11 protein-coding genes are annotated in these 17,306 nt (G+C 36.9%); 6 read left to right on the plus strand and 5 right to left on the minus strand.

The window, feature by feature from the left end; translation table 11 throughout:
- Positions 1-410: 410 nt before the first annotated feature.
- Complete coding sequence (locus tag HMPREF1532_RS09180; RefSeq protein WP_244266417.1) at positions 411-4,523, minus strand: hybrid sensor histidine kinase/response regulator transcription factor; 4,113 nt, start codon at positions 4,521-4,523, stop codon at positions 411-413.
- Positions 4,524-4,697: 174 nt separating this feature from the next.
- Positions 4,698-5,276 carry a rubrerythrin gene (gene rbr, locus HMPREF1532_RS09185; protein ID WP_002558465.1) on the minus strand — a complete coding sequence of 193 codons (579 nt, stop codon included), beginning with the start codon at positions 5,274-5,276 and terminating at the stop codon, positions 4,698-4,700.
- A gap of 266 nt (positions 5,277-5,542) precedes the next feature.
- Here rbr and HMPREF1532_RS09190 point away from each other — a divergent pair, with 266 nt between their 5' ends.
- Positions 5,543-7,228 (plus strand): SulP family inorganic anion transporter, encoded by a 1,686-nt coding sequence (locus HMPREF1532_RS09190; RefSeq protein WP_005928089.1) that lies wholly within the window; start codon positions 5,543-5,545, stop codon positions 7,226-7,228.
- A 202-nt stretch (positions 7,229-7,430) separates the two neighbouring features.
- Here HMPREF1532_RS09190 and HMPREF1532_RS09195 read toward each other — a convergent pair whose 3' ends face one another.
- Positions 7,431-8,204, minus strand: coding sequence for a radical SAM protein (locus HMPREF1532_RS09195; protein ID WP_005928093.1), 774 nt, complete (start codon positions 8,202-8,204; stop codon positions 7,431-7,433).
- Positions 8,205-8,346: 142 nt separating this feature from the next.
- Positions 8,347-10,374: a helix-hairpin-helix domain-containing protein gene (locus HMPREF1532_RS09200; protein WP_005928096.1), complete on the minus strand. Its 2,028-nt coding sequence runs from the start codon at positions 10,372-10,374 to the stop codon at positions 8,347-8,349.
- A gap of 95 nt (positions 10,375-10,469) precedes the next feature.
- On the opposite strand from HMPREF1532_RS09200, the gene HMPREF1532_RS09205 reads away from it, so the two are divergent.
- Positions 10,470-11,075: a DUF4294 domain-containing protein gene (locus HMPREF1532_RS09205; protein WP_005928099.1), complete on the plus strand. Its 606-nt coding sequence runs from the start codon at positions 10,470-10,472 to the stop codon at positions 11,073-11,075.
- 109 nt (positions 11,076-11,184) lie between these two features.
- Here HMPREF1532_RS09205 and HMPREF1532_RS09210 read toward each other — a convergent pair whose 3' ends face one another.
- Positions 11,185-11,715, minus strand: a complete 531-nt coding sequence (locus HMPREF1532_RS09210; RefSeq protein ID WP_005928102.1) for an RNA methyltransferase — start codon at positions 11,713-11,715, stop codon at positions 11,185-11,187.
- Between the two features lie 455 nt (positions 11,716-12,170).
- On the opposite strand from HMPREF1532_RS09210, the gene nadA reads away from it, so the two are divergent.
- The 4 genes from nadA (at position 12,171) to HMPREF1532_RS09230 (ending at position 17,185) form a co-directional block, all read left to right on the plus strand.
- The gene (gene nadA / locus HMPREF1532_RS09215) at positions 12,171-13,109 is read left to right on the plus strand and encodes a quinolinate synthase NadA (RefSeq protein WP_005928104.1); all 939 of its coding nucleotides are present in this window, start codon (positions 12,171-12,173) and stop codon (positions 13,107-13,109) included.
- Between the two features lie 51 nt (positions 13,110-13,160).
- Entirely contained in the window at positions 13,161-13,745 is a 585-nt protein-coding gene (locus HMPREF1532_RS09220; protein ID WP_005928106.1) for a non-canonical purine NTP diphosphatase, read from the plus strand.
- A 75-nt stretch (positions 13,746-13,820) separates the two neighbouring features.
- Positions 13,821-16,139: a type IX secretion system anionic LPS delivery protein PorZ gene (porZ, locus tag HMPREF1532_RS09225; RefSeq protein WP_005928108.1), complete on the plus strand. Its 2,319-nt coding sequence runs from the start codon at positions 13,821-13,823 to the stop codon at positions 16,137-16,139.
- On the plus strand, positions 16,136-17,185 hold the full coding sequence (locus HMPREF1532_RS09230) for an acyltransferase family protein (RefSeq protein ID WP_005928110.1): 1,050 nt from the start codon (positions 16,136-16,138) through the stop codon (positions 17,183-17,185). The genes porZ and HMPREF1532_RS09230 overlap by 4 nt, the downstream gene beginning before the upstream one ends.
- The last annotated feature ends 121 nt before the right edge of the window (positions 17,186-17,306 follow it).

The following is a 17,306-nucleotide window of genomic DNA, read 5'->3' on the forward strand; positions in this document are numbered from 1 at the left end:
GGGGATAGAGGGTGAAGCCTGCTCTTTTTCTGACCACCGTGCAAAGTGAGCCTGAGCACGGTGGCCAAGGAGGATAAGGTCCGTGCTTATACTTCGTAAGCATGCTCCTTATGCTCCGTAAGCATATTCCATAGTACGTGCCTTCACCCTGTATATCCGATGAATAAGTCGATTGAGAAAAAAGATGAAGATGGTGAAGGAGGTAAAAACATATTGAATACAGGTTATTTTAAAGAATAACCCTGCTTATGAAAAGAGACAGCATTCTTCCGGAAAAAGATGTCACGTCTTTTTTTGAAAGATGCTTGTCTCTCCAAAAAAGATGCTACGTCTTTTTAAGCTCCCCACTCAGCTCAATATAAAAATCACGCTGCATGGCACTTCTCCCCTCTCCATTCTCCCTTCTCCCTTTAATTAACTCCCTTTCTACAATTCTGGGGTGATACTCCATAGAACGATTTAAAACACTTACTGAAATAGCGGGGCGATGAAAATCCGAGTTGATAGGATATTTCTGAGATATTCAAATTCGGCTGATTATTAAGTAAGTACATAGCCTCCTCGAGTTTTATTTTCAGAGTCAGTTCGTTAGGGGTAAGGCCGGTAATCTCCTTTATCCTTAGATACAGCTTACTGCGGCCGATACCCAGTTCGGAAGCCAATACGTTCATATCAAAATCTATATCATCGAAATACTTTCTGATGATCGCCGTAGCACGATCTATCAATTCCTGATCCTGCTCATTGACGGCATTAGAAATAAGTGGTGTTTGAGACATATGGTTAAACCTTTCGTAAAGCATCCGACGCGTTCTCACCAAATTATTACAACGCGATATAAGTACTTTGATATTAAACGGTTTAGTTACATAGTCATCCGCACCGAACATATATCCTTCGACGGTATATTCTACAGAAGTCTGTGCCGTAAGCAGAACCACAGGAATATGTGATACTTCCAGGCTGTTTTTAATCTTATGACACATCTCCTTACCGGACATTTCCGGCATCATCACATCACTTAACACGATATCAGGGTGCAACTGACGGGTGGCTTCAAATCCTTCTTTCCCATTAGTAGCTTTATAAACACGATAGATGGGAGAGAAAATATCTTCCAGCATATCCAATATCTCCAGATTATCCTCTACGATAAGGATGGCCGGCTTATTGGCAGAATCTTTCAGTTCATTATCCGTATCTTCCGCCTTTTCCTTATCACCGGTTTCCGGTTCCTTTTCCGATTCTTCGGATATCAGTTCTTCCAAACTCAGTCCTTCCGAAATCTCATCCTTGATCAAATGAAAATTAGATTCATTATCACTCAGCATATCTTTCGGAAAATGCTCATTACCCATCAGCAAAGTAACAATGAAAGCACTGCCTTTTCCTACCTCACTCTCTACACGGATACTGCCCTTATGCAACTCCACAATCCCTTTGGATACTGCCAGACCGATACCGGTACCCAACGTAAACTCCGAACTTTGCCCGTCGACCTGATAGAAACGGTCGAATATCTTATGAATAGACTCCTCCGATATACCTACTCCATCATCTTCCACCCTTATTTCTACCTCATTCTTCACCTTACGGATAGAAACCGTGATATTGCCTTTTACCTTTGTATACTTAAAAGCATTGGATAACAAATTGAATATTACTTTCTGCAATTGAACCGGATCGAACCATAAGTTCAATTTCTCTTCCATATGTTCGAACTTATAATTTACAGAATGCTTTAAGGCATATTCGTAGAAAGACATGTAGATCTCTTTAGTGAAAGCTACGATATCCATGTATTCCACTCTCAGTTTCAGGAATCCCTGCTCCTGTTTACGGAAGTCGAGCAATTCCGATACCAGATCGCGCATGTGCCGGGCATTCTTATAAATCTTCAATACACGGTTATACACAGACGGATTCAGTTTGTTGAGCTGCAATAACAGCTCCACCTGCACGATAATAAGGGTCAGCAACGTGCGGAACTCATGCGAAATATTGGTAAAGAAACGTAGTTTTGTCTGATTCAACTCTTCAATATATTCTTTTTCTTTCCTTTCGTATTCCAACGAAGCTTTCAGTTTGGCCTGCCGCACGTTAAAACGGAATATGGCATATAAAATACCAACCACAATCAAAGCATAAAGCAAATAAGCCCAGACCGTAGCATAAAATGGCGGATTAATCTTGATATCAAGTTCTATCTGCTTGGTTTCGGCTTTGGAATCTTCCCAGACCTCCCGGACAATCAACCGGTATTTGCCGGGACTCAAATTATTATAACTGATAACATTGGAATGTGCCGGAAACCAAGTATCGTCAAGTCCTACCAGCTTATATTCATACTGGAAATCATTGTTGGAAACATAATTCGAAGTAGCAAATTCCACAAACAGATTGTTCATATTATAATCTAACTCTATCTCCTTACAATAAGAGAGGGCAGTAGGCAAAATTCCGGATTCATCTCCCGGTTTGACTTCTTTATTATACATCCAGAGTTTGTCAAAATAGAGCTGGTATTCCTTTTTAGTGGTATAGAGCAACTGTTCGTAAAGGGATGTCAACCCATCAATTCCACCAAAGAATACTTCACCGTCTTTTGTAGAATAGACACTCGATCCCTGACTGAAACTCATTTGCGGAATTCCACAAACATGCTTCAGAAGCCTATTCTGCGGATCGAAAAAAGATACGCCTTTATTATGCAATATCATCAGGTAATTATAAGGCGATTCGGTGATGTAATAACAATAATTACTCTGTAAATCCCCCTTCTCCGCCGTAAAATTCCGGAATGTATCCGTATCGGGAAGATAAAGAAACAAACCGGAACCAAGCGTACCGAAAAAAAGATTTCCCTTACTATCCTCCAGAATATGGGTAATCCGGAATTTACCTATCGACGTGGTATCTTCCAATACCGGATTATATTCCTTTATCTTATTATCAGTCAGATTGATACGCACAACACCACCATCCGATTTGGCAATCCACATCCTGTCTTTGCTATCAATCAGAAAAGTTTCATAATAGAATTTACGTTCTACCGCCTGATTTACCTGTTCATCGGTAGACAGCGAAGAAAATGTTTCGTTTTTCAAATCCATTCCATACACTCCTGCCTGCGTCAACACGATAAGCCGGTCTTTATAAAACTGCATGTCATTCACAATATCATTGGGCAGTGACAGAGGATCTCCCGGATTATTTTTCAAAACTCTTATCCTTTGCGACTTTATATCAAAAACATTCAGTCCTCCGGTATGAGTTCCGATATATAGCAGATCCCTGTCTTTCAAGTATCTGATACATTTCAAATTATTATGGCTTATACTTCCGGGAGTACTCCCTTGCATGAAACTTTTAAATTGCTTGGTCTCACGGTTGAAGAAATTCAACCCGCCGCCTTCGGTACAAATCCAGAGATTACCATTTTTATCTTCCACCATCTTGCCTACAAACGGAAAACTGAGATAGTTTGGATTGTTTCCTCCCAATGCGCCATAAAAGTGATAGATATCGGCCCTCGGATTAAAACGGTTGATACCCCCGAAATAAGTTCCTACCCAAATGTTACCTTGCATATCTTTATACAGGCTGAATACCGAAGAATGGCTCAAACTATAAGGTACATTGTCTATCTGAGTATAGCATTTCCACTTATTGGTAATAGGGTCATATTTGTTTAACCCATAAAAAGTACCGATCCATATATTTCCGAACTCATCCTCTACAACGCTTCTCACATGATCGTCCGAAAGGCTTTCCTTACCGGGCGAATTACGGAAATTGGTCACTTGATTCTGAGAAGATATTCTATAAACTCCGCTCATATCCGTACTCACCCACAAATCATTTCTCTTACTCTTATAAAGATGCTTTACAAAAACATCCGATAATACCAGATGGGGGGCGAAAGGATTATTTACAGAAACCGAAAACAAATTGTTTTCCGTTCCGATCCACAGATATTCTCCATCCGAAAAAATACAGTTTCCATTTCCGAATTTCGGATCGAAATCACAAAATTTATGCAATCCTTCTTTTCCTTCCAGATAATAAAAAACGGTATGATCCGACAGTACCCAAAGAGTATCATTCGCATAGTAAATGCCATTGATTTCCTTTTGTGCCAAACAAATGAACTCCTGTGTCAAAACATCGTATTTCACTAAATCGTGTCCGGCGCGCAGATAAATGGCTCCTTTCCGATTGCCATAAATGGAGTAAATTTCATTCTGAGTCAATCCTTTATTATTCTGAGACGGACGAAAGGTAGTAATTTCCCGTCCGTTATACCTGTTCAATCCTTCAAAAGAACCGAACCACATAGCTCCTGTCTCATCCTGATAAAGAGAAAAGATACTGATTTGAGTCAACCCGTCTTTAATCCCCAAATGATGGAAATAAACATCATTGGCCCTGGAAAAGGAAAAAGATAAAAAACACAGAACCGATATCAGCAAAGTTTTGATCGCCGTTTTACTCAATAGATGATTTATTCTTTTTTTTATCATAGTTAGTAAGACATTTTGTCTTTTTAGTATTAGTTATATATAAGAAGCAAATATAAATAAAATATATAAATTATACAACATTACAACTAAGTCTTTAAATCAAACAGACAGCAAAATAAAAAGCGGCCTATCTCTTAGAGATAAGCCGCTTTCCCAAAACCGGATAACGATTTATTAATAGTTTTCTTTTTTTACTTCAAAATAAGCTTGCGGATGTAAACATGCCGGGCAAACTTCGGGAGCTTCCTTGCCGATAGTGATATAGCCGCAATTACGACATTGCCATACTACTTCACCTTCTTTAGCAAAAACAGAAGCTGTCTCAATATTATTTACAAAAGCACGATATCTTTCTTCATGGCCTTTTTCGGCAACAGAAATATTGCGATACATGGCAGCGATTTCATAAAAACCTTCCTGTTCGGCTACATCGGCAAAATGCGGATAGTCTTGCGACCATTCTTCATGCTCACCGGCAGCAGCTTCCAACAAATTGTTAAGAGTAGTACTGATAACTCCGGCAGGATAGCTGGCAGTAATTTCTACCATACCGCCTTCAAGATACTTAAACATACGTTTTGCATGTTCTTTTTCCTGATCAGCCGTTTCAGTAAAAATAGCAGCGATTTGTTCGTAACCTTCTTTTTTTGCAACACTTGCATAATAAGTGTAACGCATTCTTGCCTGTGATTCTCCGGCAAATGATGTCAACAGATTTTTCTCTGTTTGAGTACCTTTAATACTTTTAGCCATAATAGTCTTATATATTTAATTAATTAGTATAATTACGTCAGTGTTGTTTATTTATAACACAAATATACGGATTATGTTCAAAATAAGTATGTTTTTCTTTATTAATAAATTCTATCGGATCATTGATAAATTCTATCTAAATCAAATTATATGCTTAAAAACATACTATTAGATTTATTTTATGTAATTTTGCAACCTCTATTTAGCAAAACTGATAAAATCACATATAATTTTCGTATACATTAACGTATCATAGCATTAATAAAATGAAAATTTTAGCATTCAAACCAAAACTGTTTTCTACACTAAAAAACTACTCGAAAGAGACGTTCACAGCCGATCTTATGGCAGGTATCATTGTAGGTATCGTAGCTCTTCCATTGGCTATCGCATTCGGTATCGCATCGGGGGTCTCTCCCGAAAAAGGTATTATCACCGCCATCATTGCAGGATTTATCATTTCACTGTTAGGTGGAAGCAAAGTACAGATCGGAGGTCCGACCGGAGCATTTATCGTTATTATTTATGGTATTATCCAACAATACGGAGAAGCAGGACTCATCGTCGCCACTTTAATGGCAGGAGTCATCTTGGTATTATTGGGTGTATTCAAATTGGGAGCAGTCATCAAATTCATTCCCTATCCCATTATCGTAGGTTTTACAAGCGGTATCGCCGTAACTATCTTTACCACACAGATCGCCGATATTTTCGGATTGAACTTCGGAGATGAGAAAGTACCGGGAGACTTTATAGGAAAATGGCTGATTTATTTCCGTCATTTCGACACAGTGAACTGGTGGAATACTATCGTGAGTATCATCAGTGTGGTCATCATCGCCATCACTCCTAAGTTCTCAAAAAAAGTGCCCGGCTCTCTGATTGCCATTATTGTAGTGACAATTGCCGTATATCTGATGAAAGTATATGGTGGCATCGATTGTATCGATACCATCGGTGACCGTTTTACTATCAATTCCGAATTGCCTGATGCAGTAGTCCCCTCACTGAATTGGGAAGCCATTAAAAATTTGTTTCCGGTAGCCATTACAATCGCTGTATTGGGGGCCATCGAATCTTTGCTTTCGGCCACAGTAGCCGATGGTGTGATAGGAGACCGGCATGATTCCAATACGGAACTGATAGCCCAAGGTGCTGCCAACATCATAACTCCCTTATTTGGCGGTATCCCTGCAACAGGAGCCATTGCCCGTACGATGACCAACATTAATAACGGTGGAAAAACTCCTGTAGCCGGAATCATTCATGCAGTTGTCCTGTTGCTTATCCTTCTATTTCTAATGCCATTGGCGCAATACATTCCCATGGCATGTCTGGCCGGTGTACTGGTCATCGTTTCTTATAATATGAGCGGATGGCGCACATTCAAGGCATTATTGAAAAATCCGAAATCGGACGTTACCGTATTGCTGATCACTTTCTTCCTAACCATCATCTTTGATCTGACCATTGCTATTGAAGTAGGATTAATCATTGCCTGTGTATTGTTTATGAAACGTGTAATGGAAACCACCAAAATTTCTGTTATTACCAACGAGATAGATCCGAATTCTGAACTCGACATAGCCGTCCATGAAGAACATCTGAGTATTCCAAAAGGGGTAGAGGTATATGAAATCAACGGTCCTTACTTCTTTGGTATCGCTACACAATTCGAAGAGGTTATGGCACAGTTGGGAGATCGCCCCGCCGTTCGTATCATCCGCATGCGTAAAGTGCCCTTTATCGACTCAACCGGTATTCACAATTTATCCAACCTGTGCAGAATGTCTCAAAAGGAAAAGACAACAATCGTACTTTCGGGAGTCAATGAGAAAGTACACAATGTACTCAGAAAATCCGGTTTCTATGAATTATTGGGAGAAGAAAACATATGTCCGAATATCAATGTGGCCTTAGAAAGAGCAAAAGAAATTATTGGAGAAAATTGAGGAATTGAAAGTTAAAAGTTGAGAGTTATGATGGTATATTGTATATAGTCAATTCTCTACTAAAAATAAGGTTGAATAGATACAAACGAACTATTCCAATATAGAAAACATCCCCATGTTCTGCACGGCAACATGGGGATGTTGTGTAATAAAACATGGGGATGTTATCAGGCAAAACATCCGGATGTTGTCTATCTACGTCTTAATAAGAAGCAGTAGCACGAATACCGGCTTCTGTCAATAAGGATACTATTCTGTCCAATTCTTCATGTGTAGCTTTCTCCAGATCATGATCCGGTGTTTCACGATCGATCGTATATATCATCACTTGCCGGGGAGCTATTGCTTTTACGGCTTCAAGCCAAGGCAAGACATATTTATCAGAAGTATTATCCACATCTTTACCTTGGTAAGTGCCTTTCATAAACATAGTCTGGATAATGCAGTTTCCTTTGAATGCCTTCAAATGTTCCACGATATCGGACACGGTATACTTTCCTGCCGGACGATCTACCAAATGAATATACTCATCATCCACCGTATCGAGTTTCAGTATATTATTATCTATCTTATTCAATGCCTCAAAAACAGCAGGACGATGAATAAATGTGGAATTACTTAACACACTTACTTTTGCATTCGGAAAATATTTATCACGAAGTGCCAATGTATCTTCTATGATTTCCGGAAAATGAGGGTGTGCCGTAGGCTCACCATTACCGGCAAACGTCAGTACATCGGGAAAAAGACCGTTTACCTGCATATCTTTTAAGCGGGTTTCCAAAGCTTCCCGCACTTCTTCACGGGTAGGTAACGCTTTGGAAGGACGATGATCGGCATTAAAACCACATTCACAATAAATACAATCGAACGAACATACCTTTCCATCGGAAGGTAAAAGATTTATTCCCAATGATACTCCCAAACGGCGGGAATGAACAGGGCCGAAAATAGGAGATGGATAAATAACAGTCATATCTATTTACTATTTGACGATTTACTATTTGACGATTCAAGGATGATTAGTTAGTATATATAGCTTGATATTTTATAATTGCCCTATGACAATTTACCTAATCAGCCTTACCATAATATTGAAAATAGGATGCACAAATATATTAAAACTTTAAGCGCAATTGCATCTGCAGGTCCGCTTTTTTATTGCTTGCTATCAAATCATAACCCGAACCAATCTCACTGCGGTTCCTGTATATAGTCTGGCCGAACTTGGCTATTACCATCCAGTGTGTATTCAAATCGTAACGCAGATTGATGGCTACACGCACTCCTTCTCCTTGAAAAGAAGGGGTATAAAAAGTATAAAGCAGACCTTTTTCTGCAATATACACCCGGGTATCATAATCATCCGTATGAAAATAACTTCCCTGCAATTCTGTTTTCAACGGAAAATGAAGTGGCCTGCAAGTTATTACCTGTGTAAGCTGATAACCTTGGCCGGGTAATTTTCCCAATGAATGAAAATGATTATAATCGGCCGTTGTACGGAAGGAAAACAACTCTCCCGGTGAATAGTTCAGCCGATAACGTAACCGATGATGATAAACAGGCAATGTTATTTTTCCGTTTGTTCCCGAAACATCCCTTTCTTTCCGCTTGTAACGATAATTCAGATACATAGTAAGATTTTCGTGAGGAGCAAAAGTAACCTGTAGCAATCCGTCCACACCCTGAGAAGGTTTGCTGATCCTGTATTTCCACCAAGGAAAAGAAAATAAATCAATGGAAGCAAACAGTTTCCAATAACGGGATGGAGTTATTTCACCACTCAGATACCAGCCATTTTCATTTTGAACACTGCTGCTTTCACCAAACGAACGGGCAAACATAGCCCAATAATCATGTGCATAATAACGATAGATGAGCGATAAATGAGTACCCTGCATAGGAGAATACCGTATCTTGTTTAAAGTAGCAAATCCTTTTTTTCCGATAGCCGTTTCACCCTGAAAAGAAAAGCGATGCCAACGGTATCCGTATTCCAATCCGGCATTATAAAATCGATTGCCATGCATATTATATTTTGAATATTCCCGCAAATCGGGTTCAAAAGGATGATTAAAAAAATAGTATATACCTGTCAGTCCCAATTTCAGGTGATTGTCCGTGTAAGTTATGTTTCCACCTGCCAATTGCATTGTGAAAACATTCTTCTTGTCGGCCTCTTTCCGGCTACGATGCAAACCGGTTTTATAGATAGAGGTTATTTCTCCTTCTTGAACCACCCCATCCATATGGCGATACGAGTAAAAACCCGACAAAACAAAATACTTATTCAAATTTACGGCGGCAGCTATCCCTCGAAAGTAATTGTATTCATCCGTAGAAGAATGTTTCCGTATGCCGCCACTCCGAAACGTAAATGAAGAAAAGCTTGTTCCTTTACCCATTAAAAAATCGGTACTTATCACCAATCCTTGTCCGAAGCTTAAACGATAATTACCCAAAGCTAAAGTTTTCAACCGGCCTAACCTACTTATGAACAAATAATATGAATAGTAATCATACCCTTGTTTATTGTGCAATGCTCCAAAAGGTTCACCGGCATCTTTCTCACCGGTCATTCCGGCATAAATATGCTCTTTATAGCGGAATCCATATCGCAGAGAGTGGTATACAGGAGGACCTAAATAAGTTTGTTCATACCCTTTACGGGTATAAAACGGAATATCCATGCGAGTTAATAACTCATGTTTCCCATACTTGAATATGCTTTTTAGCGATGGATAAGCCTCTCTCTTATGAACCGGTTGTACACAAACAAAAGGAAGTAAATAATGAATCGTTTCCCAGTCCATTTCTTCCACCAACTGTAATTCATAAATAGTCTGCATTTGTCCATTGATATAGACGTATGCCAAAAGATTTTCAATCTGGATATCGTTGAGAAAAGGAAATTGTTCCAACTGCTCTTTTGTGGCCGAATTCAAATTGACAGGTTGCTGAATTCGTTCAGAAAGTTCTTCAATGACATTTTCCCAATTTAATTCTTCTTCATCGTTATTAACAGAGATATCCTCCATTACATCATCCAGAAAACTCACAGAAGGGTTTTGAGCATTATTAACAGGTATTATCAACAGGAAGTTAATAACTATGGACAGGCGTAAAAGCCATGTGTTTTTCATCTAATTTTACTTTTACAAGACAACGAAGATACTTTAAATAGGTTAACACTACAAGGAATTGAACAAATAATAAAATAATCTTGTAATTTTGCAGTATGAATATAAGGCCTAACATAGTAATACTTACGCTGTTCGCTCTGTTTTTTGTATCTCTATCCAGCCGGGCACAAGAGAAGCAAAACAATGGCGGATATCTTGTTCCGGTCTGTATTTACGAAGGAGATACCATTCCTTACGTTCAACTACGAACTGTCTATATATTCAAACCGCTAAAATTCAAAAATGACAAAGAACGGAGAGAATATTACAAATTGGTGAGAAATGTCAAAAAGGTGTATCCCATTGCCCGTGAAATAAACCGGACCATCCTCGAAACATACGAATATCTACAAACCCTGCCGAACGAAAAAGCCCGGCAACGTCACATCAAAAAGGTAGAGAAGGGCCTCAAAGAACAATATACACCACGTATGAAGAAATTAACTTTTGCACAAGGTAAACTGTTGATAAAGTTAGTGGACCGACAAAGCAATCAAACCTCGTTTGAACTGGTCAAAGCCTTTATGGGCCCTTTCAAAGCGGGTTTCTATCAAACATTCGCCGCTCTTTTCGGTGCCAGTCTTAAAAAGGAATATGACCCGGCAGGAGAAGATAAACTCACTGAACGGGTGGTATTGCTGGTGGAAAACGGACAAATTTGAGAGAGTTGAAAGCCTTTTTTAGTTGAAAGTTGAAAGTTGAAAGTTGAAAGTTACTATGCAGCGTGTATGTATAGCGCAGCTAACTTTCAACTCTCAACTTTCAACTAAATTAAGCTTTCAACTGAATAAAGAGTTCCCATATCACAATTCCTGCCGCCACAGATACGTTCAGTGAATGTTTCGTACCATATTGAGGAATTTCAATGCAGCCGTCCGAATGATCGATCACTTCCTGTTGCACTCCTTTCACTTCATTTCCCATGACAATGGCATATTTCTTCGTTTTATCCAATTTCAATTCATCGAGCATGATACTTCCTTCAGCCTGTTCCACCGAATAAACGATATATCCCTCTTTTCTGAGGTTATCAACAGCATCAACAGCGTTATTAACATACTTCCAGTTTACAGTGAATTCAGCACCTAAAGCAGTTTTATGCATTTCCGGATGCGGAGGAGTGGCCGTAATACCACACAAATAAATACATTCAATACGAAAAGCATCCGATGTACGGAATACAGAACCGATGTTATGCAGACTTCTGATATCATCCAATATCACTACCAAAGGCAGTTTATCAGCCTTTTTAAATTCTTCTGCACTGATCCTGTTCAGTTCGGTTATCTTCAATTTTCTCATATTCTTCTGTTCTTTATGCAAAGGTAATTCTTTTCTGTTAACATGCCTGTTTATAACCGTTGAAAACCTGTCAAAACTTTCGGCAAAGATTTTGAAAACTATCTCTTGCATTATTCAGAAGAAGGTATAAAGAAGCTGTGGAATGAACAATCCAAAAAAGTTAATATAAACTTTCGACATATTCTTAAACATATTTTTCAGTACATAATGCCCTGTTTATATCCATAAAGTTTTTAACTTTGCACTTTATCAACAAGATGTTAATAGATAGCAAAAGATAGCTTATTATCAATCAATAGACTCTGTTCAGTCCGTTCATAACCTACTGATAATCGTTTATTGGAGACTAATAACTAATCTGGCAAGAAAAATCGCTTTTATTTGCTAACACTATTAACAGGTTATTATCACTAACAAAGAATTTCTTTCTAAAAGGAAGAGAAAATAAAATTATTATGAATGAACTCATAAAAGCTATTAACGAGCTGAAGAAAGAGAAGAATGCAATCATTCTGGGTCACTACTACCAGAAAGGTGAAATACAGGATATCGCTGATTACGTGGGTGACAGCTTAGCTTTGGCTCAATGGGCTGCCAAAACGGAAGCGGATATCATTGTGATGTGCGGTGTTCACTTTATGGGCGAAACGGCCAAAGTACTCTGTCCGGATAAGAAAGTGTTGGTGCCCGATATGAATGCCGGTTGTTCACTGGCCGACAGTTGTCCGGCCGATCAGTTTGCACAATTTGTCAAAGAGCACCCGGGATATACGGTAATATCCTATGTAAACACTACGGCAGCCGTAAAAGCGGTGACCGATGTGGTAGTAACCTCCACTAATGCCAAGCAAATCGTGGAAAGCTTTCCCAAAGATGAGAAAATTATTTTCGGGCCCGACCGTAATTTAGGGAATTATATCAACTCAGTTACCAACCGGCAGATGTTATTATGGGACGGTGCCTGCCATGTGCATGAACAATTTTCGGTAGAAAAGATTCTGGAACTGAAAGCGCAATATCCCGATGCTGTCGTACTTGCACATCCCGAATGTAAAAGTACGGTGTTAAAGTTGGCCGATGTTGTCGGTTCTACAGCTGCCCTGTTGAAGTATGCTGTTAACAGCAGTGAACAACGGTTTATTGTAGCCACCGAATCGGGTATTCTGCATGAGATGCAGAAGAAATGCCCGGAAAAGACGTTTATCCCCGCTCCTCCGAACGATAGTACCTGTGCATGCAATGAGTGTAGCTTCATGAGATTAAATACGCTGGAGAAGCTCTATGACTGTCTGAAGAATGAAGCACCGGAGATATTAGTCGATCCGGAAGTGGCGGAAAGAGCGGTGAAGCCGATAAAGAGGATGTTGGAGATATCGGCGAAGTTGGGATTATAGTATTTGATTTATACTGTTTTGATTTAGATAGTCATATAATTTATATTAACAATGAGAAGGAAGCTTGTTTTCGCAACCAATAATCAGCATAAATTAAAAGAGGTATCTGCTATTTTAGGAGATGAGATAGGTATTATGAGCTTGGAAGATATTAATTGTTATGCTGATATTCCTGAAACAGCTGATACTTTAGAAGGTAATGCGTTATTGAAAGCTGAATTTGTTCATAATAATTATAATATTGATTGTTTTTCTGATGATACCGGTTTAGAAGTGGAAGCATTAGATGGAGCTCCTGGAGTGTATTCTGCCCGCTATGCAGGAGATGAACACAATGCTGAAGCTAATATGCTGAAGTTGCTTCACGAATTAGAGCATGTAAAAAATCGTAAAGCTCAGTTTCGTACGGTTATTATACTTATAATGAATAACGAAAAATATGTATTTGAAGGAATAATAAGAGGTGAGATAGTTATGGATAAACGTGGAATCTCTGGATTTGGATACGATCCTATCTTTATTCCGGAAGGGTATGACCAAACATTTGCTGAACTCGGCGATAATATCAAAAATGAAATTAGCCATCGCGCACAAGCTGTTAATAAACTCTGCAAATTCCTCAAATCGGTACAATAAACAGGTTATAAACAAGTTATAATAAAAGCACATAGAAAGAAATACTATGTGCTTTTTTTAAAATCAGATTAAGTTATGCAGAAGAAAACGGTATTTATTGTTATTTCTTTATTAATTCCTATTATTGCATTTGCTCAGCATGCTATCGGGAGTTGGCAAACATATATGTCTTACCATAACGTTACTCATTCAGAACCTGCAGGTGCACTTATATATGCAATAGGTAACGGCAGTTTGTTTTCATATGATAAAGAAGACACAAGTGTACGGTGTTATCAGAAAGATAACCCATTAAGTGATACCGACATTGCATATATAGCCTATCAAAGTAAATATAAGACTCTAATTATAGTTTATTCAAATGCCAACATAGACTTGTTAATAAACGATAGAGATGTATATAATTTACCAGATTATATGAATAAAAATATATCTTTAGATAAAGATATTAATCATATATATTTAAAAGACGAATATGCATATCTTTCCACCTCTTTTGGTATTATTATATTGAATCTGAATAAAAAAGAGATTAGTAATGCCTATATATTAAATAAAAAAATAAATTCATGCGTGGTTGATGATACTAAAATATACGCTTCTTCTTCTGAGGGATTGTATATAGGATTGTTAACAGATAATTTATTGGATGTCAATAATTGGAATAAAGTTTCAGATACTCAATTTTCTTATTTATCGATTTATAATAATGAACTGGTAGGAAATATTCTCTCGCAAGGCATATATCTTATTAACAAGAATGATTATAATTATTCTCGACTGATTGGAGGATATTATAGTTTTATGTATGTATACGGCGATAAACTCTTGGCGGGGAACGATAATTCTCTTGCATTATTTGATGGAATAGATAAATATCATTATATAGATCATGGACTTGGAATGAAGCATCTTTCTTTTAATAATGGTATATATTGGGCCAGTTGTTCAGAAAAAGGACTTGTTGGTCTGAAATACGATGAAAATTCTAATCAATTTTTATCGACATCTTCTTATATTATTCCTAATAGTCCTAAAAGGAATTTGTTTCATCATATGAATTTTCAGGATAATACTTTATTGGCGGTAGGAGGAAGTTTAAATTATTCGGGTGTTGTAAATCCCGGAACATTTATGATCTTTAGAGATGGCGAATGGATAAATGTTCAAGAAGAGGGAATTAAGGATATTACAGGTAGAAAGTATATAAATTTGACTTCAGCCATACAAGATCCTACAGATCCTCGGCATCATTTTGCATCTTCCGCCCGGCAAGGTTTATATGAATATAAAGATTATAAATTTTTTAAATTGCATAGTATAGGAGAGGGAGGATTAGAAGGAATAGAAAAAATTAGTAATGGCATGAATCCAAATTATGTGAGTACGAATGGGCTCATATATGATGATGATAATAATTTATGGATGGTTAATAATGGTACCAGTAATACGATAAAGGTATTGAAACCTGATGGTAAATGGGTTTATTTTAATAATCCGGATATCAAGGCAATAGAAACATTTGAGTATATAATATTTGATCAACGTGGATGGCTTTGGGTAAATTCCATGTGGAATAATGGTAACAATGATTTTCCTGGATTTTATTGTCTTGATTATAATCGAACGATTGATAATGTATCGGATGATCGCAGTATCTTTTTAAAATCTTTTGTAAATCAAGATGGAACTTCTGTAAAAATAGGATATTGTTATTGTTTGGCTGAAGATAAAAATGGGGTGATTTGGGTAGGAACTGATAAAGGACCGTTGGTTATAAATAATCCTTCTAAGGTTTTTGATCCTGATTTTTATGTGACACAAATAAAGGTTCCGAGAAATGATGGGACTAATTTGGCTGATTATCTTTTGGCTAATGACGCTATAATTACAATTTGTATAGATGGAGCGAATCGAAAATGGATAGGAACGAGAGGAAATGGTGTCTATTTATTGAGTGAGGATGGAATGGAGACTGTACAGCATTTTACAGCAGAAAATAGCCCGTTGTTATCTAATATAATCCAATCTATTGTGATAGATCCTACGTCTGGAGAGGTGTATATCGGCACGAGTAAAGGATTAAATATTTATCAAAGTGATGCAACTGAGGCCGAAGATAATTTTTCGGATGCTCCTTATGCTTATCCTAATCCGGTACGACCGGATTATACGGGTGTGATTACTGTAACAGGGTTAGTGAAAGATAGTGATGTGAAAATAACCAATACAGCAGGAAAATTAATTCATTCGGGTACTTCAAATGGAGGTATCTTTACATGGAATGGACGCAATACTGAGGGGAAAAGGGTACCTTCGGGAATATATTTTGTTTTAGCTGCTGATAAGGATGGTAAGCAAGGTATCGCTACTAAAATATTAATGATCAAATGAATAACTTATTAAATGAAAAATCAAGAGAGTTACTTAAAAAAGGAAACTGTTTTGATTTTATGAGATATTTTTTTGCGGTATCACTTATTATAGTACATTTTTGTACATTAGCAGATGTTGATCAATTTTGGATTATAACTGGCCCAATAAGAGTAAAAGCCTTTTTTATAATAAGTGGTTTCTTGGTGTTTTATAGTTACATTAAAAGAGAAGATTTAAAAGATTATATTGAAAAGAGAATTCGAAGAATATTACCTCCTTATTTTTTAGTAGTTATTTCTTGTGTTTTGCTTGGCTTTTTTATTACTAGTTTAAGCAAACAAGATTATGTGACATCAAAAGAAACTTATAAATATTTAATATCTAATTTTAGTTTTTTAAATTTTATTCAACCTACTCTTCCTGGCGTTTTTGAATCTAATCCTATGCCTGCCGTAAATGGATCATTATGGACTATGAAGGTTGAGGTAATGTTTTATGTAAGTGTTCCTATTATTTTTTTCTTGCTTAAAAAATATAATAAGTTATCTATAATGATAACTATATTTTTGTTTGCAATTTTTTATGATTATTTTTTTACTATGTTATATGAGCAAACCAATAATTCCATATATCTTTTGATTAGGAAACAGATTGGTAGCCAACTTGTTTATTTTTATTCCGGAACATTTATTCTTCTATATTTTAATTACTTTATAAAGTATTTAAAATATTTATTTCCAATAGCAATTATACTCTATTTTGGTCAAGACCTAAATTTTATATTTTCATGTCTCGAACCATTATCTTTTGCTACTATTCTCATAGGATTAGCTTACAATTTAAAATATTTAAATTTTCTAAGAAAATATGATAATATCTCGTATGGAATGTATTTATATCATTTTCCTATCATACAAGTTATTATATATTATAAAATACCTCAATATAACATCTATTTAGCATTTTTTATTGCATTTATGTTGACTATAGTAATTTCTGCATTATCGTGGAGATTTATAGAGAAACCTATTATAGAAAAACGATATTTTACAAGTAGTCGGTGATAGAATTCATTTGTAATTTAAATATTTAGGGGATTACAAGGAAAAATTCTGCAATTGTTCATGTCTATTTTTTAAAGGTTTTGCAAATAATGATTATTATGTCTGGTAATACTATTCTAAT

It is taken from the genome of Bacteroides salyersiae WAL 10018 = DSM 18765 = JCM 12988, assembly GCF_000381365.1.
Taxonomy (GTDB): Bacteria; Bacteroidota; Bacteroidia; order Bacteroidales; family Bacteroidaceae; genus Bacteroides; species Bacteroides salyersiae.